A 22,937-nucleotide genomic window follows, 5' to 3' on the forward strand; every position below is an offset into this window, starting at 1 on the left:
CGAGCTCGAAGATCGAAAGCAGGAATGGCCTCCAACGCCCGCCTCGACCACCGCAACCCCCTCGTGTTCGACACGCACGAGCTGGGTCGGCGTCCTGGCGCGCTGCAGCGCCTGACCCGCACGATCGACGCTCCCGCCGATCTCGGCATCCAGGGGGTCATCGGAGTGCCGCAAGGCGCCCCGGTGGAGCTCGAGCTCCGGCTCGAGTCGGTCATGGAAGGGGTGCTCGTCACAGGCACCGCCCGTGCACAGGCCGAGGGGGAGTGCGTAAGGTGTCTGGAGCCGGTCGAGCTGGAGCTCGAAGCGGACTTCCAGGAACTGTTCTCGTACCCTGACGCCGACGACCGGGGCCGCGTGATCGCGGAACCGGGCGACGACGCCGAGGACGACGAGGACAGGTTCTTCCTCGAGGACGGACTGTTCGACCTCGAACCTCTGCTGCGCGATGCGGTGGTGCTCGCACTGCCGATGCAGCCGGTGTGCCAGGAAGGCTGTCCGGGCCTGTGCTCCGAGTGCGGAGCGCGGCTCGCGGACGACCCGGACCACCACCACGACGCCGTCGACATCCGTTGGGCGGCATTGCAGGGACTCGCCGGTTCACTCGAAGACGGCGAGAAGGACGAGATGAGCGGCGGCGCGCCTCAGTCAGCACGCGCCGACGAGAAGCAGGAGAAGTAGCCGTGGCTGTTCCGAAGCGGAAGATGTCGCGCAGCAACACGCGCCACCGCCGGTCGCAGTGGAAGGCTGCGGTCCCCACCCTGGTTGCGTGCGAGCGCTGCCACGAGCCCAAGCAGCAGCACATCGCGTGCCCGTCTTGCGGCACCTACAACAAGCGCCAGGTCCTCGAAGTCTGAGCGGGCTGGTGAGAGGCACTGTGTCCAGTCCCAAGAAGGCGGCGGAAAACCAGGCCTCGTCCCACACGCTTCTGGAAGGGCGGCTCGGCTACAAGGTCGAGTCCGCCCTTCTGGTGCGCGCGCTGACCCACCGTTCCTACGCGTACGAGAACGGCGGTCTGCCGACGAACGAGCGGCTGGAGTTCCTCGGTGACTCCGTCCTCGGTCTCGTCGTCACGGACACGCTGTACCGCACCCACCCCGACCTGCCCGAGGGCCAGCTGGCCAAGCTGCGGGCCGCGGTGGTCAACTCGCGTGCGCTGGCGGAGGTCGGGCGCGGCCTCGACCTGGGCGCCTTCATCCGGCTCGGCCGTGGTGAAGAGGGCACGGGCGGCCGGGACAAGGCATCCATCCTTGCCGACACCCTCGAAGCGGTGATCGGCGCGGTCTATCTCGATCAGGGCCTCGACGCGGCGTCCGAGCTGGTGCACCGGCTCTTCGACCCGCTGATCGAGAAGTCCTCCAACCTCGGAGCCGGCCTGGACTGGAAGACGTCCCTCCAGGAGCTCACCGCGATCGAGGGGCTCGGCGTGCCCGAGTACCTGGTCACGGAGACCGGCCCCGACCACGAGAAGACCTTCACTGCTGCCGCCCGCGTCGGAGGCGTCTCGTACGGCACCGGCACCGGCCGCAGCAAGAAGGAGGCGGAGCAGCAGGCCGCCGAGTCCGCCTGGCGGTCCATCCGGACCGCGGCGGACGAGCGCGCCAAGGCGGCTGCGGCGGCCGAGGCGGCCCAAGCGGCCGCGGCGGCCGAGGCAGCCCAGAGCACCGACGAGGCGTCGGCCTCCGCCTGACGACAGCAGTCCCGAGCGCCCGCCCCGCCGTTCACAACCGGGGCGGGCGCTCGGCTCATCCACGCTCCGTACGGGGGGTCCCGATGCCCGAGTTGCCCGAGGTCGAGGTAGTCCGACGGGGCCTTGCGCGCTGGGTCGCGCACCGCACCGTCGCCGAGGCCGAGGTGCTGCACCCGCGCGCCGTGCGCCGGCACCTGGCAGGCCCCGACGACTTCGCGCACCGGCTCAAGGGCCACCACATCGGCACCCCCAGCCGGCGCGGCAAGTACCTGTGGCTGCCGCTGGAGGAGACCAACCAGTCCGTCCTGGCCCACCTCGGCATGAGCGGCCAGCTGCTGGTGCAGCCGCACGAGGCGCCGGACGAGAAGCACCTGCGCATCCGGGTCCGGTTCGCCGACTCGCTCGGCACCGAACTCCGCTTCGTCGACCAACGCACCTTCGGCGGACTGTCGTTGCACGACAACACCTCCGAGGGCCTGCCCGACGTCATCGCGCACATCGCCCGCGACCCCCTCGATCCGCTGTTCGACGACGAGGCCTTCCACCTGGCGCTGCGCCGCAAGCGGACCACCGTCAAGCGGGCCCTGCTCGACCAGTCACTGATCAGCGGGGTCGGCAACATCTACGCGGACGAGGCGCTCTGGCGCTCCCGTATCCACTACGAGCGCCCGACCGCGAACTTCACCCGCCCGGTCACCACCGCACTCCTCGGCCACATCCGGGACGTGATGAACGCGGCCCTGGCCGTCGGCGGCACCAGCTTCGACAGCCTGTACGTCAACGTCAACGGCGAGTCGGGCTACTTCGACCGCTCCCTGGACGCGTACGGCCGCGAGGGTCTGCCCTGCAAGCGGTGCGGGACGCCCATGCGCCGACGTGCCTGGATGAACCGCTCCAGCTACTTCTGCCCGAAGTGTCAGAGGCCGCCGCGCGTCTCGTCGTAGCGCGCACGGGCCGCCAGGACGTCGTCCATGGCGCCCTCCACGCAGTGGATGAGCGCCAGCAGCCGCCCCGCGACCTGCCGGCCCAGGTGAGTCAGCTCGTAGTCCACCCGGGGCGGGTTGGTCGGCTGGGCCTCGCGGTGCACCAGTCCGTCGCGCTCCAGCGCGTGCAGCGTCTGGGACAGCATCTTCTCGCTCACTCCGTCGACACGGCGGCGCAGCTCGTTGAAGCGCAGCGAGCCCTCGTACAGCGCGCCGAGCGTCAGCCCGCCCCAGCGGCCGGTGACGTGCTCCAGCGTTCCGCGCGACGGGCAGGCCTTGGCGAAGACGTCGTAGGCGAGGTCGTCCTGGTCCGGAGTGGTGGCGCTCATGCCAACCAGGGTACGCGCGTGCAGCGCTAACCACCAGGTTGCACTAACTTCTGGATAGTGCTTTCCTGTGGTTAGTTCAATGTGAGCTGCCCAAGCTTCCCAGCTGCCCTTTCGAGGAGTCCTCATGACCAGCCCTGTCATCTCCGTCGCCTACCACTCCGGTTTCGGCCACACCGCCGTCCTCGCCGAGGCCGTCCGGGCCGGTGCCGCCGACGCGGGTGCCGAGGCGCACCTGATCAAGGTCGACGAGATCACTGACGAGGAGTGGGCGGTGCTGGACCGTTCCGACGCGATCGTCTTCGGCTCGCCCACCTACATGGGCACCGCCTCCGGTGCCTTCCACGTCTTCGCCGAGGCGACCTCCAAGCGCTGGTTCGGCCAGGACTGGAAGGACAAGCTGGCCGCCGGCTTCACCAACTCCGCGTCCAAGAGCGGCGACAAGCTGCACACCCTGCAGTTCTTCCAGACGCTCGCCGCCCAGCACGGCATGACCTGGGTCAACCTCGGCCTGCACCCGGGCTGGAACGCCAGCACCGCGTCGGAGAACGACCTGAACCGCCTCGGCTTCTTCGCCGGCGCCGCCGCCCAGAGCAACACCGACGAGGGCCCGGAGGCCGTCCACAAGGCCGACATCGCCACCGCCGAGCACCTGGGCCGCCGGGTGGCCGAGACGGCGACCGTGTTCACCCGGGGGCGCCTCGCCGCCTAGGGGAGCCGCCGGAGCATCGGGGCCCGAAGAAGCGCAGGGCCGGGGGATTCCGGACTCCGGCCGGGTCGTCGATCAACGCTGCGACGGGCTATCGGCCGAGGGCCTCCGCGAGAGCCAGGAAAACGCCCACGCCGAGAACGGCCAGGACCACGAACACGAGGACCAGCAGCGAGCAGCACGAGGCGATCGCCACCATGACCCACGTCCTTGTCAGGGCCTGGTGGTACTCGGTGTCGTCGTCCCGGTCCACAGCGCCCCCTGGCCGCGGACTGTACACAGCTGTGCAACCGATCAACGCTGCGACCTGTGATTGAGCAGGTGGTTGTCGGCGTCGGTCATCGTTGAGCACCCCCGCACGGTCCGGAGACGGCCCGGACGGGGGTGTCGCGGTGGGCCCTCCATGCGAACTACGGGCGAGTAGGTCGCCGAGGTTTCGCTGCTGTACGTGCTGGGCGCTTCGATCGGACGGTGTCGAGGTCAACTGTCCGCTGTCGCAGCCGATACACACCAGGTCGAGCCGGTAGGTCTTGCCCCGGTTCAGGGTGGGCTCTGTACGGACGCCGTCGGTCACGCGCTCCCGTGCCGGCCTCGACCACCGTCCCGCCCTCAACGGCGGCGAGGGCCGGCCGGGCCTGGTCGGTGAGCCGTGCCGCTCTTGGTCACGGACACGGCTATGGTGCCGCCCGGACCGTCCTGGTAGTGGTGCCGTTCCCCCACGATGGGATGGGGTGGGCCTTCTTCGACGTGATGGTGTACGGGTCGTACGAGCCGGTCCAGGAGCATCTGATCGACCTCGACCGGGCAAGTCAGGCGTAGCTTCCTCCCGAGCAGGTGTCTCCTTGCGCGATGGCGGTCGGACGATGACGGGGATCCGGACGCGGCCCAGGACGGCGCGTAGGTCTCTGACCTGCGGCTGTCTCAATAGCCGAAGTCCTGCGTCCACCAGGGCCCGCCCGGGCCGAAGTGGACACCGACGCCGAGAGTCTTGAAGTCGCGGTTCAGGATGTTGGCGCGGTGGCCGGGGCTGGCCATCCAAGCCTGCATCACGGACGCCGCGTCGGCCTGCCCGCGGGCTATGTTCTCGCCGCCGAGGTCGGTGACCCCGGCCGCCGCCGCCCGGTCCCACGGCGTCCTGCCGTTCGGGTCGGTGTGGTCGAAGAAGTCCCGGGTCGCCATGTCGCCACTGAAGGACTCGGCCAGCCTGGTCAGCGAGGAGCTCGCCGCCAGGGGGCTGCAGCCGGCCTTCGCCCGCTCCTCGTTGACGAGCTTCAGCACCTGCGCCTCGGCGGCGGCCTGCGCCGACACCGTCACCGGCGCGGAGCTCGGCGTCGGTGCCTCGGTCGCCGTGCGCGACGGAGGGCTCTTCGGCGTGGACGGCGTCACCTTCGGGACGGCGGGCTTCCGGGCGGCCGTCCTCGACGGGGTGGCCTCGGTGGCCCGCGGCTTCGGCGAGGCAGACTTCGAAGGGGAAACGGAGGGGGACGGGGAGGAAGGGGCGGAAGGGGCGGAGGACGACGCGGAGGGGGACGGGCTCGGGGACGCCGCGGGCCCGGTGCTCCGGCCGGCCGGGGCGGTGCCGGTACCGCCGTCGGCGCTGCCCGACGTGCCGCCCTGCGCCATGGCCGTGTCGGTGGGGGAGTCCGCCGCCTGTATTCGGTCGCCGCCGGTGGTGTGCGTGGCACCGCCGAGCTTGTAGTGCTGCAGGCCGGGCACCACGCCCGTGGCCACGGCGGCCGTACCGAGGGCGACGGCCGCCGACACCCCGAGCAGGCCCGTCCGCACCGGCCGCGTTCCCTTCTTCCGGCGCCGGCCGCGGTGGGCGGAGCCGTCCGCCGGGCCGCCCTCCGGGGTGAAACCGCCGCCCGCGGTACCGTCACCGCCCAGCGGCCGACCGTCCTCCGCCTCGAACAAGTACGCGTGTGCCCTGGCCGTCGCGTCGGCGTAGGCCTCGGGGTTCAGATACGGAGCGATGCCCCGGGGCACCCGGCCGCCCCCGTACGAGCCGTCCGCGTACCGGTCCTGGGAGCCCTCGCCACCTGCGGTCCCTCCGGCGCCGGCAGCGGAACGGCGTGTGTGCGTGCCCCCCGTGGCGTGGCCCGTGGCGGCGCGGTCGGCGGCGGAGCGGCGGTGGCGTCCCATGTCCTTGCCCTCTTCCTCGTCCTCGCGGTCGGCCCGGTGCCGGTGCGCCGTGCGTGACTCCCTCTGGCCAACCCGACTCACTCGAACGAGTGAGTTTCATATGAGATTTATCGGGTCGGGACGGTACCCCATGCCCCCGAGGGGCGATGCGCTCCGAGCGACATCGGCCGGTTAGGTTGCATCCATGAGCGAGGATGTACGGCTGGTCGCCTGGGTGCGTGGACGCGTGCAGGGTGTGGGTTTCCGCTGGTTCACGCGCGCCAAGGCGCTGGAGATCGGCGGCCTGAGTGGTTTTGCTCTCAATTTGGCCGACGGCCGGGTCCAGGTGGTCGCCGAGGGCTCGCGTGCGGACTGCGAGGGGCTGCTCGACTGGCTCGAGGGTGACGACACGCCCGGCCACGTCGACGGTGTCACCGAGATCTGGGACACACCGCGGGGCGGCTACGACGGCTTCGCCATCCGCTGAGCCGTTTCTGTAAAGCCGTGCAGGCCGGGGTGCGGCGAACTGCCGGGGGCACATGCGGAGAGCAGAAACGACCTGGTGGTTGCCAAGAACGCCGTGGCGTGGGAGGCTCCGCTGGTACAGCTGATCGTCACGCCCTGAGGGCTCCGGATGACTCCCAGCGCCGCCACTTTTCCGGCCGCGCACCCGGTTCGCCCGCCAATACAGGGCGTGATCGTGTTGACCGTCAAACTTTTTGGTGAGACGCTGAAAGCCCCGCGCACCTTAGCTGTTTGGCATGGAGCAACAGCAGAGCAACACCCGGATGTGCCAAGCACCGCGGGTGCAAATCCCTCACGACCCACACCGCATCGGTCGGTCACTCATTGTGGAGGACCATCCATCATGGCAAAGGCGCTTCTCGGTTACGTCGGCGGCTCCGACCCTCGACTCCTCGCCGAGATGCGACGGCTGCAGCAGCGTGTGCAGGACCTGGAGTCCGAGCTCGGACGGATCCAGGCGGAGAACGAAGCGCTGACGGCTGCCGCCTCTCAGGACAGGATCATGGAGAGCATCGACGCACACCAGGCGGAGCCTGCGCTCACCTGATCACTGCATCGCTTCACGACAGCAGTCGCAGTGGTGGGGCTGCCCGTATCAACCGCTCAGTTGATCCAGCGGCTGTGACCCAGCCGTAGAGAACTGCAAGGGACGCTTCGGCGTCCCTTCTTTCTATTTCCCCGCGCATCCTTTCACCCTCTTTAACGTACGGTCTGCCCTGCATGTTCAGTGGCGAAACCGCGCGGTTGCGGGGGTTCATGGAGTGAGATAGCGGCGCCCGGTAGAGTCCGGCGGCGTGCACCTCAAGGCCCTGACCCTCCGCGGGTTCAAGTCGTTCGCCTCGGCGACCACGCTCCGGTTCGAACCGGGCATCACGTGCGTCGTCGGACCGAACGGCTCGGGCAAGTCCAACGTCGTGGACGCGCTCAGCTGGGTCATGGGCGAGCAGGGCGCCAAGTCGCTGCGCGGCGGCAAGATGGAGGACGTCATCTTCGCCGGCACCACCGGCCGCCCGCCGCTCGGCCGGGCCGAGGTGTCGCTGACCATCGACAACTCCGACGGGGCCCTGCCCATCGAGTACGCCGAGGTCACCATCACGCGGATCATGTTCCGCAACGGCGGCAGCGAGTACCAGATCAATGGTGACACCTGCCGCCTCCTCGACATCCAGGAACTGCTCTCCGACTCCGGCATCGGCCGCGAGATGCACGTCATCGTCGGCCAGGGCCAGCTCGACTCCGTCCTGCACGCCGATCCGATGGGCCGCCGCGCCTTCATCGAAGAGGCGGCCGGTGTCCTCAAGCACCGCAAGCGCAAGGAGAAGGCCCTCCGCAAGCTGGACGCGATGCAGGCCAACCTCGCGCGCGTGCAGGACCTGACGGACGAACTGCGCCGCCAGCTGAAGCCGCTCGGCCGGCAGGCGGCGGTGGCCCGCCGGGCCGCAGTGATCCAGGCGGACCTGCGGGACGCGCGTCTGCGGCTGCTGGCCGACGACCTCGTACGACTCCGCGAGGCGCTCAGGACTGAGATCGCCGACGAAGCCGCCCTCAAGGAGCGCAAGGAAGCCGCCGAGCAGGAGCTGAAGAAGGCACTCCAGCGGGAAGCCCTGCTGGAGGACGAGGTACGGCAGCTCACGCCCCGCCTCCAGCGCGCCCAGCAGACCTGGTACGAGCTGTCCCAGCTGGCCGAACGCGTCCGCGGCACGATCTCGCTGGCCGACGCCCGGGTGAAGAGCGCCACCTCCGCCCCCGCGGAGGAACGGCGCGGCCGTGACCCGGAGGACCTGGAGCAGGAGGCCGCCCGCGTCCGCGAGCAGGAGGCCGAGCTGGAAGCGGCCCTGGAGGCGGCCCAGCGCGCCCTCGACGACACCGTCGCCCACCGCGCCGAGCTGGAGCGGGAGCTGGCCGTCGAGGAGCGCCGGCTGAAGGACGTGGCCCGTGCCATCGCCGACCGGCGCGAGGGACTCGCCCGCCTCTCCGGACAGGTCAACGCGGCCCGCTCACGCGCCGCCTCCGCCCAGGCCGAGATCGACCGGCTGGCCACGGCCCGCGACGAGGCGCAGGAACGCGCGGTGCGCGCCCAGGAGGAGTACGAGGCTCTGAAGGCCGAGGTCGACGGCCTCGACGCGGACGACGCGGACCTCGCCGAGCAGCACGAGGCGGCCAAGCGGCAGCTGACGGAAGCGGAGGCGGCACTCACCGCCGCCCGCGAGGCGGCCACCGCGGCCGAACGCGCCCGCGCCGCGACCCAGGCCCGCCACGAGGCCCTCGCCCTGGGCCTGCGCCGCAAGGACGGAACCGGCATACTCCTCGGCGCCCGTGATCGCCTCGCCGGCGTCCTGGGCCCGGCCGCGGAACTCCTCACGGTCACACCCGGCTACGAGGTCCCCCTGGCCGCGGCCTTCGGCGCGGCGGCGGACGCGATCGCCGTGACGACCCCGGCCTCGGCGGCAGAGGCGATCAGACTCCTGCGCAAGCAGGACGGCGGAAGGGCGTCACTCCTCCTGGCGGGGGACACGCCCCGAACGGACTCGGGGCAGCATCACGATGCGGCTCCGCCGCCGGGCGTGCCCGGCCACGACGCACCCGCCGACGCACCACTGCCCGGTGCGCCCCGACCGGCCGAGCGCTTCGTCCGCGGCCCCGCCGACCTCATGCCCGCCGTCCGCCGTCTCCTGCGGGGAACCGTCGTCGTAGAGACCCTCGAGGACGCCGAAGACCTCGTCCGCGCCCACCCGGAACTCACCGCCGTCACCGCCGAGGGCGACCTCTTCGCCGCCCACTTCGCGCACGGCGGGTCGGCCGGTGCGCCGAGCCTGCTGGAGGTGCAGGCCTCCGTCGACGAGGCCGCCGCCGAGCTGGCCGAGCTGGTGGTCCGCTGCGAGGAGCTGGCCGAGGCACAGCACACGGCGGCCGAGCACCGCAAGCGGGCGGCCGGCCTCGTGGAGGAGCTCGGGGAGCGGCGCCGGGCCGCCGACCGGGAGAAGTCGGCCGTGGCCCAGCAACTGGGCCGGCTCGCCGGGCAGGCCCGGGGTGCCGCGGGCGAGGCCGAGCGGTCCGCCGCCGCGGCCGCACGTGCCCAGGAGGCGCTGGACAGGGCCGTACAGGAGGCCGAGGAGCTGGCCGAGCGCCTGGCCGTCGCCGAGGAGATGCCGGTCGAGGAGGAGCCCGACACCGCCGTACGCGACCGGCTCGCCGCCGACGGCGCCAACGCCCGGCAGACCGAGATGGAGGCTCGCCTCCAGGTCCGTACCCACGAAGAGCGGGTCAAGGGGCTCGCCGGGCGGGCCGACTCGCTCGACCGGGCCGCCCGCGCGGAACGCGAGGCACGCACGCGTGCCGAGCAGCGCCGCGCCCGGCTGCGTCACGAGGAGGCCGTCGCCGGGGCCGTCGCCTCCGGCGCCCGGCAACTGCTCGCCCATGTCGAGGTGTCCGTCGCCCGCGCCGAGCAGGAGCGTGCCGCCGCCGAGGCGGCCAAGGCCCGGCGCGAGCAGGAGCTGGCCGCCGCGCGCACCGCGGGACGCGAACTGAAGGCCGAACTCGACAAGTTGACGGATTCGGTGCACCGCGGTGAGGTGCTCGGCGCCGAGAAGCGGCTGCGGATCGAGCAGCTGGAGACCAAGGCCATGGAGGAGCTGGGTGTCGAGCCGGCGGGGCTGGTGGCGGAGTACGGGCCGCACCAGCCCGTGCCGCCCTCGCCCCCCGCCGACGGCGAGCAGCTGCCGGAGGACCCCGAGCACCCCCGGAACCAGCCGCGCCCCTTCGTGCGGGCCGAGCAGGAGAAGCGGCTGAAGGCCGCCGAGCGGGCGTACCAGCAGCTGGGCAAGGTCAACCCGCTGGCGCTGGAGGAGTTCGCGGCGCTGGAGGAGCGGCACAAGTTCCTCAGCGAGCAGCTGGAGGACCTGAAGAAGACCCGCGCCGACCTGCTTCAGGTGGTGAAGGAGGTCGACGAGCGCGTCGAACAGGTCTTCACCGAGGCCTACCGTGACACGGCCCGCGAGTTCGAGGGCGTCTTCAGCCGCCTGTTCCCGGGCGGTGAGGGACGGCTCGTGCTCACCGACCCCGACAACATGCTCACCACGGGCGTGGACGTCGAGGCCCGGCCGCCGGGCAAGAAGGTCAAGCGGCTCTCCCTGCTCTCCGGCGGCGAGCGCTCGCTGACGGCCGTGGCGCTGCTGGTGTCGATCTTCAAGGCCCGGCCGAGCCCCTTCTACGTCATGGACGAGGTCGAGGCGGCGCTCGACGACACCAACCTGCAGCGGCTGATCCGGATCATGCAGGAGCTGCAGGAGGCCTCGCAGCTGATCGTGATCACGCACCAGAAGCGCACGATGGAGGTCGCCGACGCGCTCTACGGCGTCTCCATGCAGGGCGACGGCGTGTCCAAGGTCATCTCGCAGCGCCTTCGCTGACTCTTCAAGATCCACAAAGAAGATCAACTGACTCAGTGTTCACTTCTTGAACACCGAGAGCCTCTGGGTGACTCAAAACTCACAGCACCTGAACTATTGACTTCGAAACTTGAAGGCATAGTCTCTGCAACGTTGCTTTTACCTTCAGGTGTGGGTGGTGTGAACCAGTGCGCCACTGGATACCTGAATGGGATCACCCCCACCCGCGGCAGCGTTGCCGTGGCCCGAGGAGATTTACGTGACCAGCACAGCGCAGGCACCTCAGTCAGGAGCCGGGACGGCTCACCCCGAACATCTCGGGCACGTCATCTTCATCGCGGCGGCTGCCGCCATGGGCGGCTTCCTCTTCGGTTACGACAGCTCCGTGATCAACGGTGCGGTCGAGGCCATCCGCGGCAAGTACGACATCGGTTCCGCGGCCCTCGCCCAGGTCATCGCGATCGCCCTGATCGGCTGTGCCATCGGCGCCGCCACCGCGGGCCGCATAGCCGACCGCATCGGCCGCATCCGCTGCATGCAGATCGCCGCGGTCCTCTTCACGATCAGCGCCGTCGGTTCGGCCCTCCCCTTCGCGCTGTGGGACCTGGCCTTCTGGCGCATCGTCGGCGGCTTCGCCATCGGCATGGCCTCCGTCATCGGCCCGGCCTACATCGCCGAGGTCGCCCCGCCCGCCTACCGCGGCCGGCTCGGCTCCTTCCAGCAGGCCGCGATCGTCGTCGGCATCGCCATCTCCCAGCTGGTCAACTGGGGCCTGCTGAACGCCGCCGGCGGCGACCAGCGCGGCGAGCTGATGGGCCTGGAGGCCTGGCAGGTCATGCTCGGCGTGATGGTCATCCCGGCCGTCCTCTACGGCCTGCTCTCCTTCGCCATCCCCGAGTCCCCGCGCTTCCTGCTCTCCGTCGGCAAGCGCGAGCGCGCCAAGGAGATCCTCGCCGAGGTCGAGGGCAAGGGCACCGACCTGGACGCCCGCGTCGCCGAGATCGAGCACGCGATGAAGAGCGAGCACAAGTCCTCCTTCAAGGACCTGCTCGGCGGCTCCTTCTTCTTCAAGCCGATCGTCTGGGTCGGTATCGGCCTGTCGGTCTTCCAGCAGTTCGTCGGCATCAACGTCGCGTTCTACTACTCCTCGACGCTGTGGCAGTCGGTCGGTGTCGACCCGACGGACTCGTTCTTCTACTCCTTCACGACGTCGATCATCAACATCATCGGCACCGTGATCGCGATGATCTTCGTGGACCGCGTCGGCCGCAAGCCGCTCGCCCTGATCGGCTCGGTCGGTATGGTCGTCGGCCTCGCGCTGGAGGCCTGGGCGTTCTCGTACCACCTGGTCGACGGCAAGCTGCCCGCGACGCAGGGCTGGGTCGCCCTGATCGCCGCCCACGTGTTCGTCCTCTTCTTCGCCCTCTCCTGGGGCGTGGTGGTCTGGGTCTTCCTCGGCGAGATGTTCCCGAACAAGATCCGTGCCGCCGCCCTCGGCGTGGCCGCCTCCGCGCAGTGGATCGCCAACTGGGCCATCACCGCGAGCTTCCCGTCGCTGGCCGACTGGAACCTGTCCGGCACCTATGTGATCTACACGCTCTTCGCCGCGCTCTCCATCCCGTTCGTCCTGAAGTACGTCAAGGAGACGAAGGGCAAGGCCCTGGAGGAGATGGGCTGATCACCGGCCCCCGAACTCGGGGAGAAGGGCCAAGTCCCCGCTGCCCCTCTCCTCGTACCGTCCGCCGCCCCCGGCCCGGCCCCCACCGGTCCGGGGGCGGCGGTTCCCTCCCCGACCCGGCCCCCACCGGTCCGGACCCCGCCCGCCCACGGCGTCGCGCCCGCCCACGGCGTCGCGCCGGCCCGGAGGGGGCCGATCGGCAGATCCGTTCCACCGCCCGCACCTCACGCCCCGGGTCGCACGAGCCTGACCTGCGCGAACCCTGGCCGTCCGCACCCGCCGCCGGAACGGATCCGCCCCTCACTCCCGCCCGAAGGGCGAGCTCAGGCCCCCGCTTGCGGAAGCACTTGCTCCGCGAACAGGCGCAGGCTTCGCCACGCCTCCTCCAGGGGCATCCCGCCCGCCAGCGGATGCAGTACGAGACTGTCGGCCCCCAGCGCCACGCACTCCTGTGATGTCAGGATCCGGTACACACCCTCCGCGCGCAGCTCCTCCACCGTCGTGGCCGCCGACTTCACCGCCGAGCGGATCTGCCCGGACTGCCAGGAGGCGTACGTCCGTGCCTCGTGCAGGAAGTGCTCGCCGTAGTGCGCCCACGCCCGGTCCGGGTCCTCGGCGATGTGCAGCAGCGGGGTCTCGGCGGCGGGCATCATGACCCAGCCCTCGGTGCCGTACTCGGTGAGCTTCTCCTTGTAGTACGCCTCCAGCTCCGGCAGATGCGCGCTCGGGAAGAACGGCAGGCCCAGCCGGGCGGCCCGGCGGGCGGCGGCCTTCGAGGAGCCGCCGACCAGCAGCAGCGGGTGCGGATCGGTGTACGGGCGCGGGGTGAGCCGGACGCTGCGGCCCCGGTAGCCGAACTCGTCGCCCGACCAGGCCTTCAGCAGCGTCTCCAGCAGCTCGTCCTGCAGCCGGCCGCGCCGCTTCCAGTCCACGTCGAAGAGGGCGTACTCCTCGGGCCGGTAGCCGATCCCGGCCACCGTCACCAGCCGACCGGCGCTCAACAGGTCCAGTACGGCGATCTCCTCGGCCAGCCGCAGCGGGTCGTGCAGCGGGCCGATCAGCGCGGACACGGTGACCGCGATCCGGCGGGTCGCCCCGAACACCGCGCCCGCGAAGGCGAACGGCGACGGCAGCCAGTTGTTCTCGGCGCCGTGGTGCTCCTCGGTCTGCACGGTGCTGATGCCGTGCTCATCGGCGTACGCGGCCATCTCCAGGGCGGCCCGGTAGCGGGCGGAGAGGGCGGCGGGGCTCGCGCCGGGAGCGACGAGGTTGAAACGTACGACCGTGACGGGCATGGGAAGGTCCCCCTCCGGTGCGCTGCGGTGGAGGGGGACGGTAGCTGACGTAGCGTCAGATAGCCAGGAGGCCGAGGGCCGGGCTCGGCGGACGACCGACGCCGTACCCGACGATCCGCGGGTGGACGCCGGGCGGAGGCGGGCCGCCCAGTGGCTCGAGCCGGGGGACCTGCGGTGGCCGGCCGCCCCTTGCTGTTGCCCGGACGGTGCCGACGAGGAGGCCGAGGGCCGGTGCGCTCGTCTCCGTTCCCGGGCGAGCGCGGCCCTGCACGAGAGTGGTCTGTCCGGCTGAGCCCGCGGTCAGACGTCGGCGGTCGCCCGCTCCTCGGTGGTCTCGGCAGCCTCGGTGGCCCCGGCCGGAGCCGTCACCCGAGGCTTGGGCAGGGCCAGGTACAGCAGGCCGGAGATCACGATCGTGGCGACCCAGCCGAGGCCGTACTCGCCGATGACGTTGTTTTTCGCGAGCGGGCCGGTGAACCAGTCCGAGGTCGTGAACATCAGGCCCGACACCAGGCCGATCGCCCAGGCGGCGACGGCGGCGGGGGAGAAGCCGCCCTTGTACCAGTAGGCGCTGGTGCGGGTGGTGTCGGTCATCGCCTCGCCGTCGTACTCCGTGCGGCGCAGCATGTCCGCGCCGAAGACGCCGACCCAGGCGGAGAAGGCGACGGCCAGCAGGGACAGGAAGGCGATGAAGGAGCCCATGAAGCTCGTCGCCACCAGCATCAGCACCCCGCCGAAGGCCAGCGAGATCACGGCGTTGACCGAGACCGCCCAGTGCCGCGGCACCTTGAAGCCCAGGGTCTGCGCGGTGAAGCCCGCTGAGTACATCGACATCGAGTTGATCAGCAGCATGCCGACCAGCGCGATGAACAGGTACGGCACCGCGATCCACGTCGGCAGGATCTCGCCGAGGAAGGACACCGGGTCGGTGGCCGAGGCCAGGTCCGGCGTGGAGACCGCCATCACCGCGCCCATGAGGACCATGGGGAGGACCACGATGCCGGCACCGCCCACGGCCGTGCCCACGATCGCCTTCGAGGACGCCGTGCGCGGCAGGTAGCGCGTGAAGTCGGGCGCCGTCGGGATCCAGCTGACACCGCCGGCCGCGATCATGCCGACACCGGTGATCACCGCGGCCGTCGACCCGCCGCCGTGGTGCACGACCTTCGACCAGTCCGTGTTGACGGCCAGGTAGACCAGGACCAGCACCGAGAAGACGCCGAAGAAATAGGTCGCGTACTTGTTGCACTTCTGCACGGCGTTGATGCCGAGCCCGGAGATCGCGAAGGTCGCCACGACGAACACCAGCAGCGTCACCATGTCCAGCACGCTGTTGCCCTTGATGCCGAACAGGATGTCCAGGATGGTGAGCATCGCGTAGGCGCCGGTGACCGCGTTGATCGTCTCCCAGCCCCAGCGCGCGACCCAGATCAGCGAGCCGGGCAGCAGGTTGCCCCGCTGTCCGAAGACCGCGCGCGACAGGGCCATGCCGGGCGCCCCGCCCCGCTTCCCGGAGATGCCGATCAGGCCGACCAGGCCGTACGACACGACCGGCGCGGCCACCGCGACGACGAGCGCCTGCCAGATGTTCAGGTGGTACGCCACGACCAGGCTCGCGCCCATGGTCAGCAGCAGCACGCTGATGTTGGCGCCGACCCAGGTGGGGAACAGCTCACGGGTCTGCGCGGTGCGCTCGTGATCCGGGACCTGCTCGATGCCGCGGGTCTCGAGAGCGCCTTCGGTCTCGACGGTTTTGCTCATGAAAAAGGGGCCAGACGTGGGGGGACAGGTGACGGTCGGGACTCTACGCGCGTCAACCGAGCCGCCACCATCGTACTTTGCTCCGACTCCTTCTCATAGGTGGCGTTTGTCTCTCGGAGGAAGCCACAAACAACCTCCCGCCCTACCCCATGGCTGATACTGGAGCCGTTATGGAAACCATCATCCTTGCTGTGATCATCGCCGTGGTCGTGCTCGGCGCGCTCGGCGGGCTGATCGTGGGCAGCCGGCGCCGGAAGCCGCTGCCTCCGCCGCCCCCGAAGACGCCCGACATCACCGCGCCCCCGGCCGAGCCGCACGTCGGCGACGAGGCCGAGACGCCGCGCGACGAACCGCGCCGCACGATCGAGGAGGTGGATCTCCCGGGCGGCCCCGCACCGGTCGTCGTGGAGGAGCCCCCTGCCGCTGTCGAGGCGCCCGAGATCGAGATCCCGGAGCCCACCGCGGGCCGGCTGGTCCGGCTGCGCGCCCGCCTGTCCCGCTCGCAGAACGCCCTCGGCAAGGGGCTGCTCACGCTGCTCTCCCGCGAGCACCTCGACGAGGACACCTGGGAGGAGATCGAGGACACGCTGCTCACCGCCGACGTCGGCGTGCAGCCCACCCAGGAGCTGGTCGACAACCTGCGCGAGCGGGTGAAGGTGCTCGGCACCCGCACCCCCGACGAGCTGCGCGGCCTGTTGCGTGAGGAGCTCCTCAAGCTGGTCGGCACCGACGTCGACCGCACGGTGCGCACCGAGCCCGAGGACCGCAAGCCCGGCATCGTGATGGTCGTCGGCGTCAACGGCACCGGCAAGACCACCACCACCGGCAAGCTCGCGCGCGTGCTCGTCGCCGACGGCCGTACGGTCGTCCTCGGCGCCGCCGACACCTTCCGTGCCGCCGCCGCCGACCAGCTGCAGACCTGGGGCGAGCGTGTCGGCGCCTACACCGTGCGCGGTCCGGAGGCCGGCGACCCCGCCTCCGTCGCCTTCGACGCGGTCAAGGAAGGCAAGGAGATGGGGGTCGACGTCGTCCTCATCGACACCGCCGGCCGCCTGCACACCAAGACCGGTCTCATGGACGAGCTGGGCAAGGTCAAGCGGGTCGTGGAGAAGCACGCGCCGCTGGACGAGGTGCTGCTCGTACTGGACGCCACCACCGGGCAGAACGGACTGGTGCAGGCCCGGGTCTTCGCCGAGGTCGTGGACATCACCGGCATCGTGCTGACCAAGCTGGACGGTACGGCCAAGGGCGGCATCGTCGTCGCGGTCCAGCGTGAGCTGAACGTGCCGGTCAAGCTGGTCGGGCTCGGCGAGGGCGCGGACGATCTCGCGCCGTTCGAGCCGGAGGCGTTCGTGGACGCGCTGATCGGCGACTAGGACCGTGTACCGGTAGGTACACATGAAGCGCCCGCCCCAAGGTGCAGTCGGGGACGGGCGCTTCGCCTTGTCCGGCGCGCCGTACGACGATCACGGCCTCGGGGCTCCGTCGCACCGCACCGGCTGGGGTTCGCGGTGCGGATGCGCACCGTCCGGTACGTCGGCCGGTTCTTGGTCGGTGATCCGCCGGACGTGTCGTGGTCGGCCGTGGCCGGGCGTGAGCGTGCCGGCCCAGCAGGTGCATCGGTGCGACAGGCAGCGGACAAGCGGCTGTGCGCGACAGTGGCGGGCGCCGCGCGGCGGGCAGGCACCGCACTGCCGGCGGATCGGACGGCTCTGCCGGGGGGTGCCGGACGGGCGTCGGATCTCGGAACTGCAGCGGCTGCGCCGGCCGCCGACGCGGACGGCGGGCGCGAGCCCGGCGAAGGCGCTGGAGCGGGTGAATGACGTGCGGGCAGTCCCGACGAGGACGAAGAGGAATGAGAGCGGCCGACGGGTTCAGCAGGCGGCCCGGTCAGCCGTACATCGCCACGCGGTACAGAGTCGCAAGCGCGTCGTCGATGGGATGGGGCTGCGGCTTGCCGGAGGAGTCGAGCCGGTTCCACCTCTGGAGGTTCACCGCGACGGACATCTGCCGCTTGCCGTCGGCACGGGTCATGGCCAGCGCTCCACCACCCCAGACCGTACCGCCGTGGCCCCAGAAGGTGCCCTGACCGGGCCCCTCCATCGGGTGCAGGCCGAGGCCGTAGTCGATCGTCTTCCCCTCTTGGGAGACGACCGGGACGGTGCGTTGCATCTGCGCGAGCGACGACGGACTGACGATCTCTCCGGCCAGCAGCATGGCGAAGAAGCGGTTGAGGTCCGTGACGGTCGATATCAGCGAGGCCGACGGCCCCACCCATGACATGTCGTAGACGCTGTAGTCGCGCGGCGGGTCGATCATGCCGAACCACGCCTCGTAGAGCTGCGAGTGCGGCCCGTCGACGTACGGTCCGGCGGGGAGTTCGGTGTCCCGGAGTCCGGCGCGCTCGATGACGTGCCGGGTGATGTATCGCTCCGCCGGCGTGCCCGCCACCTGTTCCAGGAGTTGGACGAGGAGCAGGTAGTTGGTGTTGGAGTACACCCCCGGAGTGCCGCCCGGGGCGCCGACGGCAGGTGCGGTGACGCCCATCTCGATCAGTTCAACGGGGTCGAACCGCGTGAACCGGTGGTCGTCCAGGCTCTGGGGTCCGGTCTCCGCGAGGGCGGGGTACGCCTTGAGGGAGGGGTAGGCGTACGGGAGGTACTCGGCGAGGCCGCTGGTGTGGTCGAGCAGCATCCGGACGGTGATCGCGTCACCGCGTTCACCGGGAACCAGCTTCGGAAGGTACCGGCCGATCGGTGTGTCGAGACCGATCCGGCCGTTCTCGACCTGCTGCAGAACCGCGGCGGCGGTGAAGGTCTTGGTGATGCTGCCGACACGGTGCCGCATGTCGGCGGTGACGGGGCGGCCCGTGGCGACATCGGCGACCCCGGCTGCGCCGCGCCAGACCTGGTCTCCGTCCCGCACCTCGGCGAACAGGCCCGGCATCCCGGCGCGGTGGACGTTCTCGACGGCCGCGTCCAGTGCCACGTGATCCAGTGGGTTCCTCACGTCATGCGTCCTTTCGTTTTCCCGGGGTGAGCTCCGCATCGGTCGCCTGGCCCGGACAACAGGGCACGAGTGGCATGCCGACCCGCCCGGCATAGCCATGTCCTTATTATGCACGCAGTGCGTGCAACACCAAGTGCACAGATAGGATGAGAGGTGGCGAGAGGAGCAAGATGGCAGGCCGAAGGCGTTGGTCCACCGAAGAGATCCTGGATGCGGCGGCGGAACTGCTGCGCACGGGCGACGCGGACTCGTTCAGCGTGCGCAAGCTGGCCGCGGCCCTCGGGACCGACTCCTCCAGCCTCTACCGGCACTTCCGCAGCAAGACGGAACTGCTGCGCGCGGTCGCCGACCGGATCCTGGTGGCCGCGATGGACGGCTATCGCCCCGAGGGTGACTGGAAGCAGCGCGTCACGACCTTGGCCCTGCGGCTGAGAGAGGCCTTCGGACGGCAGCCCCAGCTCGCCGCGGTCTGGGGACGCTACGCGTCAAGCGGCACCGGTTCCCGGCTGGTCATGGAAGAGGTGCTGCAGGCCTTGCGCGCGTCGGGGCTGCCCGACGAGGAGATCCCGGCGCGCTACCACCGGATCGCGGTCCTCATCTCCGCGTTGATCGCCTCCGAGGCCGGGGTCAGCACCGTCACCCCCGGAGAGTACGAACAGGGCATGGAGCTGTTCCGCGTGGCGGTTCTGGGCGCCGACCCCGAACGCTTCCCGACCCTGGCCCACTTCGCCCGCGACGTCCGTCCCCTCGGGGCCGATCGCCGCGCAGCGTTCGAAGAGATCATCGCCGCCCAACTCGCCCACATCGAGGCCGCGATCCGTCCGAGCCGGCGGACCGGCTCGGGAGTGTCGGCAACGATCGAATGACGACAGGCGCGGCGGATGTCCGATGAACCCGGACGATCCGGGGTCTCCTCTCCGTGATGGACCTCACCGCCCGCCACCCGCGCGAAGTTCATCGTGCAGACCCTCGCCGCCGCCGGCGGACTCCAGCGCGACCTCCCGCGTGAACCGACCTGCGACGGGCTGCGGTCCGCCGAGGCCAGGGGCGACAAGGGCGGCCGGCGCCCGGCCGCGACGGGCGGGTGCCGGCCGCCCCGCATACCTGGACGGTCGGTCCATCGCAGCCCTGGCCCGCGAGGACGACGTCGGCCGGGGCGCCGTCCGCACGGCCGTCGCCGACCTCGTGTCCGAGCACACCGCGGCCAATCAGGCGGACGCACCGGCCCCGGAGCTGCCGGTCGCACGCGAGATGCCAGACAAGGCCGCCGACTTCCTCCGCGCGACCGAGCCGGACGACGCCGAGCGGGCCGCGCCCAACCAGGGCGTGAACGTACGGCGCGGCCGGGGCCACACACTGCGCATCGCCGCCGCGCCCCCGGTTCGCCGCCCGTTCCTCGCCCGCTGCCAGCCCCTCGATGCCGCCCAGGGCGCCCCGTCGATCCCGGCCAAGCGCAGGGCCCGACGCGCGAACGAGAGCCGCGTCGACGCCCTCCGGCTACGGCCGGACCTTGACCATCTCAGCGCCGGCCACGGTGCGGTTGAACGCCGAGGCCCGATCAGGCACGCGCCCGTGACCGGTGCGCCACGTACGCCAGCGTGCCCAGCAGCAGCCGGGCTGCCGGAGGCCGGGTCGCCGAGTCCAGCGCGGGCGGTCGCAGCCAGCGCACCGGGCCCAGGCCGCCCCGGTCGGAGGGCGGCGCGGTGATGTGCGCGCCGGAGCCGAGGCCGCGCAGGTCCAGGGCGGAGGGGTCGTCCCAGCCCATGCGGTACAGGAGCCCGGGCAGCTCGGCGGCGGCTCCGGGCGCGACGAAGAAGTGGGCGCGGCCGTCCGGGGTCGCGGTGACCGGGCCGAGGGGGAGACCCATGCGCTCCAGCCGGGCCAGGGCGCGGCGCCCGGCGGGCTCGGAGACCTCCAGGACGTCGAACGCGCGGCCGACCGGCAGCATCGCCGCAGCGCCCGGGAACTCGGACCAGGCCTTGGTGACCTCGTCCAGCGTGGCCCCGGCCGGCACCTGGGGCGCGAAGTCGAGGGGGTGCGCCCCGGGGGCCGGGCAGCCGGCGGGTCCGCAGGAGCAGACACCCGCCGCGGCCCGCGCGCCCGGGACCACGTCCCAGCCCCACAGTCCGGTGAACTCGGCGACGGCGGTGCACTCCGACGAGCGGCCGCGCCGACGCGTGCCCGAGCGGATCTCGCGGATGCCGCCGATCGTGAAGCCCATGCCCCCTCCAACAGGTCCGGCGCGCCGGTGGTTACGGCACGGAGCGAGACGGAAGCGGAACGTAACGCTACGGCTCCGCCTCCCCGCGCCACCGCTGGGCCAAGGCGGCGCCTTGAAGCGTTTCGGGTGGCGCACCCGGGTCCACGCGCCCCTCCGTGCATCACTCCGCCCACTCCCGGCCGTCCTATGTCAAGTGAATCGCGTGCGGGCGATCGTGAGTTCATTCGAAGGGGTGGCGAATGGTGGCGTTTCAGGGATCCACGTGGCTGAGCGGGTGATCGTAGGATTACTGTGTGTGTGCGAGGCCTGGGGGCATATGCCTTCACGGGTATGCCGGAGGCGAGTCGTCATCTCGTTCGGTGGGTGAGAACCGGCGGACGAGAGGCCGTATTTACCGGCATTCTGATAGGGCTTGGCGCACTCGGCGACAAGTGGTCTCAGGGATGGGGGCGTTCCAGTGGGCGGCAACGGCGGTGGCGGGGCGAACGCTGACAAGCGCCCCAACGAGCTGCTCGGATCGTGGTTCGTGCGCAGCGGCTGGTCCAAGGGCGAGCTGGCTCGCCAGGTGAACCGCAGGGCACGCCAGTTGGGCGCCAACCACATCTCCACGGACACCTCGCGCGTGCGCCGCTGGCTGGACGGGGAGAACCCGCGCGAGCCGATCCCGCGCATCCTCTCGGAGCTGTTCTCGGAGCGCTTCGGCTGTGTGGTCTCCATCGAGGACCTCGGCCTGCGCGCCGCGCGTCCGTCCCCCTCCGCGTCCGGTGTCGACCTGCCGTGGACGGGCCCGCAGACGGTCGCCCTGCTCAGCGAGTTCTCGCGCAGCGACCTGATGCTCGCCCGGCGCGGCTTCCTCGGCACCTCGCTCGCACTGTCCGCGGGTCCCTCCCTGATCGAGCCCATGCAGCGCTGGCTCGTCCCGACCCCGGGCTCGCCGGTGACGACCGAGCCCGAGCCGATGCCGGACTCCCGCAGGCCGGGCCGGCTCTCCAAGCCCGAGCTGGACCTGCTGGAGTCCACCACGCGGATGTTCCGCCAGTGGGACGCCCAGTGCGGCGGCGGCCTGCGCCGCAAGGCGGTCGTCGGCCAGCTGCACGAGGTGACCGACCTGCTCCAGGAGCCGCAGCCCGAGGCGACCACCCGCAAGCTGTTCAAGGTCGCCGCCGAACTCGCCGAGCTGGCGGGCTGGATGAGTTACGACATCGGTCTGCAGCCCACCGCGCAGAAGTACTTCGTGCTCGCCCTGCACGCGGCCAAGGAGGCCGGTGACAAGCCGCTCGGCTCGTACATCCTCTCCAGTATGAGCCGCCAGATGATCCACCTGGGGCGGCCCGACGACGCCCTGGAGCTGATCCACCTCGCCCAGTACGGCAGCCGCGACTGCGCGAGCCCGCGCACCCAGTCGATGCTGTATGCGATGGAGGCCCGCGCCTACGCGAACATGGGCCAGCCGGGCAAGACCAAGCGTGCGGTCCGCATGGCCGAGGACACCTTCGCCGAGGCCGACGAGTGGGACGAGCCGGACCCCGACTGGATCCGCTTCTTCTCCGAGGCCGAGCTGTACGGCGAGAACTCCCACTCCTACCGCGACCTCGCCTACGTCGCCGGACGCAGCCCGACCTATGCCTCCCTCGCCGAGCCGCTGATGCGCAAGGCGGTGGAGAAGTTCGCCGACGACAGTGAGCACCAGCGGTCGTACGCGCTGAACCTGATCGGCATGGCCACCGTGCACCTGCTCCAGCGCGAGCCCGAGCAGAGCACGACCTATGCGGCTCAGGCCATGGACATCGCCAGGAAGGTCCGCTCCGAGCGTGTGAACACTCGTATCCGAAAGACGGTCGACACGGCCGCGCGGGACTACGGCGACCTCGCCGCCGTCGTCGACCTCGGCGACAAGCTCGCCCTGGACCTGCCCGAAACCGCGGAGGCCGTCTGACCGGCCCACCCCCATGAGCCCCGGCCGCGGCCGGTCCTCCCGAACTGCCCGACTCGGCTCCCCCACGCCAGGTCATCGGAAGGCCCGCCGCGGCCGGCCTGTTTCTCCTGCCGGATGCTCCGGTGCAGGCTGCGCCACGATAACGAGCGCCCGGCCGGACATCCCGCGCTTCATCGACGCGTAACACACAGGGCGTCTTCGTCACCCCGGCGAAACAACGAGGGGCTTCCACCGAAACCGCGCTGCGTCAGTCTCGTGGCCCATAACCGGCCCGCCCCCACGACCCGCCGGACCGCTC

At 71.0% G+C, this 22,937-nt stretch carries 19 protein-coding genes and 1 pseudogene; 13 read left to right on the forward strand and 7 right to left on the reverse strand.

Annotated elements, in window-relative coordinates; genetic code table 11:
• Positions 1–24 precede the first annotated feature (24 nt).
• The 4 genes from ACIHEJ_RS36470 to mutM all read left to right on the forward strand — a co-directional run bounded on the left by ACIHEJ_RS36470 (position 25) and on the right by mutM (position 2,631).
• Positions 25–678: a YceD family protein gene (locus ACIHEJ_RS36470; protein WP_400141967.1), complete on the forward strand. Its 654-nt coding sequence runs from the start codon at positions 25–27 to the stop codon at positions 676–678.
• 2 nt (positions 679–680) lie between these two features.
• A complete protein-coding gene (gene rpmF / locus ACIHEJ_RS36475; protein ID WP_003951102.1) occupies positions 681–854 on the forward strand; it encodes a 50S ribosomal protein L32 in 174 nt (57 codons plus the stop codon).
• A 20-nt stretch (positions 855–874) separates the two neighbouring features.
• On the forward strand, positions 875–1,687 hold the full coding sequence (rnc, locus tag ACIHEJ_RS36480; protein ID WP_400141969.1) for a ribonuclease III: 813 nt from the start codon (positions 875–877) through the stop codon (positions 1,685–1,687).
• Between the two features lie 83 nt (positions 1,688–1,770).
• A complete protein-coding gene (gene mutM / locus ACIHEJ_RS36485) occupies positions 1,771–2,631 on the forward strand; it encodes a bifunctional DNA-formamidopyrimidine glycosylase/DNA-(apurinic or apyrimidinic site) lyase (protein ID WP_400141971.1) in 861 nt (286 codons plus the stop codon).
• On the opposite strand, the gene ACIHEJ_RS36490 is transcribed toward mutM, so the two are convergent.
• Entirely contained in the window at positions 2,604–2,999 is a 396-nt protein-coding gene (locus ACIHEJ_RS36490) for a winged helix-turn-helix transcriptional regulator (protein WP_400141973.1), read from the reverse strand. The genes mutM and ACIHEJ_RS36490 overlap by 28 nt on opposite strands.
• A gap of 124 nt (positions 3,000–3,123) precedes the next feature.
• Between ACIHEJ_RS36490 and ACIHEJ_RS36495 the strand changes: the two genes are divergently transcribed.
• On the forward strand, positions 3,124–3,708 hold the full coding sequence (locus ACIHEJ_RS36495) for a flavodoxin family protein (protein WP_400141974.1): 585 nt from the start codon (positions 3,124–3,126) through the stop codon (positions 3,706–3,708).
• An 88-nt stretch (positions 3,709–3,796) separates the two neighbouring features.
• Here the strand turns inward: ACIHEJ_RS36495 and ACIHEJ_RS36500 are convergent, their stop codons facing one another.
• Together ACIHEJ_RS36500 and ACIHEJ_RS36505 are read right to left on the reverse strand one after the other, a co-directional pair.
• Positions 3,797–3,958: a hypothetical protein gene (locus ACIHEJ_RS36500; protein WP_400141975.1), complete on the reverse strand. Its 162-nt coding sequence runs from the start codon at positions 3,956–3,958 to the stop codon at positions 3,797–3,799.
• 668 nt (positions 3,959–4,626) lie between these two features.
• Positions 4,627–5,847, reverse strand: coding sequence for a CAP domain-containing protein (locus ACIHEJ_RS36505; RefSeq protein WP_400142025.1), 1,221 nt, complete (start codon positions 5,845–5,847; stop codon positions 4,627–4,629).
• 184 nt (positions 5,848–6,031) lie between these two features.
• Here ACIHEJ_RS36505 and ACIHEJ_RS36510 point away from each other — a divergent pair, with 184 nt between their 5' ends.
• The 4 genes from ACIHEJ_RS36510 to ACIHEJ_RS36525 all read left to right on the forward strand — a co-directional run bounded on the left by ACIHEJ_RS36510 (position 6,032) and on the right by ACIHEJ_RS36525 (position 12,417).
• Positions 6,032–6,313 (forward strand): acylphosphatase, encoded by a 282-nt coding sequence (locus ACIHEJ_RS36510; protein WP_400141977.1) that lies wholly within the window; start codon positions 6,032–6,034, stop codon positions 6,311–6,313.
• 381 nt (positions 6,314–6,694) lie between these two features.
• On the forward strand, positions 6,695–6,898 hold the full coding sequence (locus tag ACIHEJ_RS36515) for a hypothetical protein (protein ID WP_030346494.1): 204 nt from the start codon (positions 6,695–6,697) through the stop codon (positions 6,896–6,898).
• 247 nt (positions 6,899–7,145) lie between these two features.
• Positions 7,146–10,760, forward strand: a complete 3,615-nt coding sequence (gene smc, locus ACIHEJ_RS36520; protein ID WP_400141980.1) for a chromosome segregation protein SMC — start codon at positions 7,146–7,148, stop codon at positions 10,758–10,760.
• Positions 10,761–10,998: 238 nt separating this feature from the next.
• Positions 10,999–12,417, forward strand: coding sequence for a sugar porter family MFS transporter (locus ACIHEJ_RS36525; protein ID WP_400141982.1), 1,419 nt, complete (start codon positions 10,999–11,001; stop codon positions 12,415–12,417).
• 323 nt (positions 12,418–12,740) lie between these two features.
• Here ACIHEJ_RS36525 and ACIHEJ_RS36530 read toward each other — a convergent pair whose 3' ends face one another.
• Together ACIHEJ_RS36530 and ACIHEJ_RS36535 are read right to left on the reverse strand one after the other, a co-directional pair.
• Positions 12,741–13,712: an LLM class flavin-dependent oxidoreductase gene (locus tag ACIHEJ_RS36530; protein WP_400141984.1), complete on the reverse strand. Its 972-nt coding sequence runs from the start codon at positions 13,710–13,712 to the stop codon at positions 12,741–12,743.
• Between the two features lie 300 nt (positions 13,713–14,012).
• On the reverse strand, positions 14,013–15,473 hold the full coding sequence (locus ACIHEJ_RS36535; protein WP_400141986.1) for a cytosine permease: 1,461 nt from the start codon (positions 15,471–15,473) through the stop codon (positions 14,013–14,015).
• Between the two features lie 170 nt (positions 15,474–15,643).
• Here ACIHEJ_RS36535 and ftsY point away from each other — a divergent pair, with 170 nt between their 5' ends.
• Together ftsY and ACIHEJ_RS36545 are read left to right on the forward strand one after the other, a co-directional pair.
• Positions 15,644–16,849 (forward strand): signal recognition particle-docking protein FtsY, encoded by a 1,206-nt coding sequence (ftsY, locus tag ACIHEJ_RS36540; protein WP_400141988.1) that lies wholly within the window; start codon positions 15,644–15,646, stop codon positions 16,847–16,849.
• A gap of 211 nt (positions 16,850–17,060) precedes the next feature.
• Positions 17,061–17,306 (forward strand): annotated as a pseudogene (locus tag ACIHEJ_RS36545) (hypothetical protein); the annotation flags it as partial.
• A gap of 57 nt (positions 17,307–17,363) precedes the next feature.
• Here the strand turns inward: ACIHEJ_RS36545 and ACIHEJ_RS36550 are convergent.
• On the reverse strand, positions 17,364–18,482 hold the full coding sequence (locus ACIHEJ_RS36550) for a serine hydrolase domain-containing protein (RefSeq protein ID WP_400141990.1): 1,119 nt from the start codon (positions 18,480–18,482) through the stop codon (positions 17,364–17,366).
• Positions 18,483–18,652: 170 nt separating this feature from the next.
• Here ACIHEJ_RS36550 and ACIHEJ_RS36555 point away from each other — a divergent pair, with 170 nt between their 5' ends.
• The gene (locus ACIHEJ_RS36555; RefSeq protein ID WP_400141992.1) at positions 18,653–19,348 is read left to right on the forward strand and encodes a TetR/AcrR family transcriptional regulator; all 696 of its coding nucleotides are present in this window, start codon (positions 18,653–18,655) and stop codon (positions 19,346–19,348) included.
• A 692-nt stretch (positions 19,349–20,040) separates the two neighbouring features.
• Here ACIHEJ_RS36555 and ACIHEJ_RS36560 read toward each other — a convergent pair.
• A complete protein-coding gene (locus ACIHEJ_RS36560) occupies positions 20,041–20,703 on the reverse strand; it encodes a bifunctional DNA primase/polymerase (protein WP_400141994.1) in 663 nt (220 codons plus the stop codon).
• A 457-nt stretch (positions 20,704–21,160) separates the two neighbouring features.
• Between ACIHEJ_RS36560 and ACIHEJ_RS36565 the strand changes: the two genes are divergently transcribed.
• On the forward strand, positions 21,161–22,639 hold the full coding sequence (locus ACIHEJ_RS36565; protein ID WP_400141996.1) for a hypothetical protein: 1,479 nt from the start codon (positions 21,161–21,163) through the stop codon (positions 22,637–22,639).
• The last annotated feature ends 298 nt before the right edge of the window (positions 22,640–22,937 follow it).

The organism is Streptomyces sp. NPDC052301 (genome assembly GCF_044593395.1).
Classification (GTDB): Bacteria; Actinomycetota; Actinomycetes; order Streptomycetales; family Streptomycetaceae; genus Streptomyces.

Excerpts from the sequence above, each read along its gene's own strand:
- ACIHEJ_RS36470 (WP_400141967.1), top strand. The coding sequence starts at position 25 with ATGGCCTCCAACGCCCGCCTCGACCACCGCAACCCCCTCGTGTTCGAC.
- ACIHEJ_RS36495 (WP_400141974.1), top strand. The coding sequence starts at position 3,124 with ATGACCAGCCCTGTCATCTCCGTCGCCTACCACTCCGGTTTCGGCCAC.
- ACIHEJ_RS36490 (WP_400141973.1), bottom strand. The coding sequence starts at position 2,999 with ATGAGCGCCACCACTCCGGACCAGGACGACCTCGCCTACGACGTCTTC.
- ftsY (WP_400141988.1), top strand. The coding sequence starts at position 15,644 with ATGGAAACCATCATCCTTGCTGTGATCATCGCCGTGGTCGTGCTCGGC.
- ACIHEJ_RS36505 (WP_400142025.1), bottom strand. The coding sequence starts at position 5,847 with ATGGGACGCCACCGCCGCTCCGCCGCCGACCGCGCCGCCACGGGCCAC.
- ACIHEJ_RS36535 (WP_400141986.1), bottom strand. The coding sequence starts at position 15,473 with ATGAGCAAAACCGTCGAGACCGAAGGCGCTCTCGAGACCCGCGGCATC.
- ACIHEJ_RS36530 (WP_400141984.1), bottom strand. The coding sequence starts at position 13,712 with ATGCCCGTCACGGTCGTACGTTTCAACCTCGTCGCTCCCGGCGCGAGC.
- mutM (WP_400141971.1), top strand. The coding sequence starts at position 1,771 with ATGCCCGAGTTGCCCGAGGTCGAGGTAGTCCGACGGGGCCTTGCGCGC.
- ACIHEJ_RS36555 (WP_400141992.1), top strand. The coding sequence starts at position 18,653 with ATGGCAGGCCGAAGGCGTTGGTCCACCGAAGAGATCCTGGATGCGGCG.
- ACIHEJ_RS36510 (WP_400141977.1), top strand. The coding sequence starts at position 6,032 with ATGAGCGAGGATGTACGGCTGGTCGCCTGGGTGCGTGGACGCGTGCAG.
- ACIHEJ_RS36560 (WP_400141994.1), bottom strand. The coding sequence starts at position 20,703 with ATGGGCTTCACGATCGGCGGCATCCGCGAGATCCGCTCGGGCACGCGT.
- ACIHEJ_RS36515 (WP_030346494.1), top strand. The coding sequence starts at position 6,695 with ATGGCAAAGGCGCTTCTCGGTTACGTCGGCGGCTCCGACCCTCGACTC.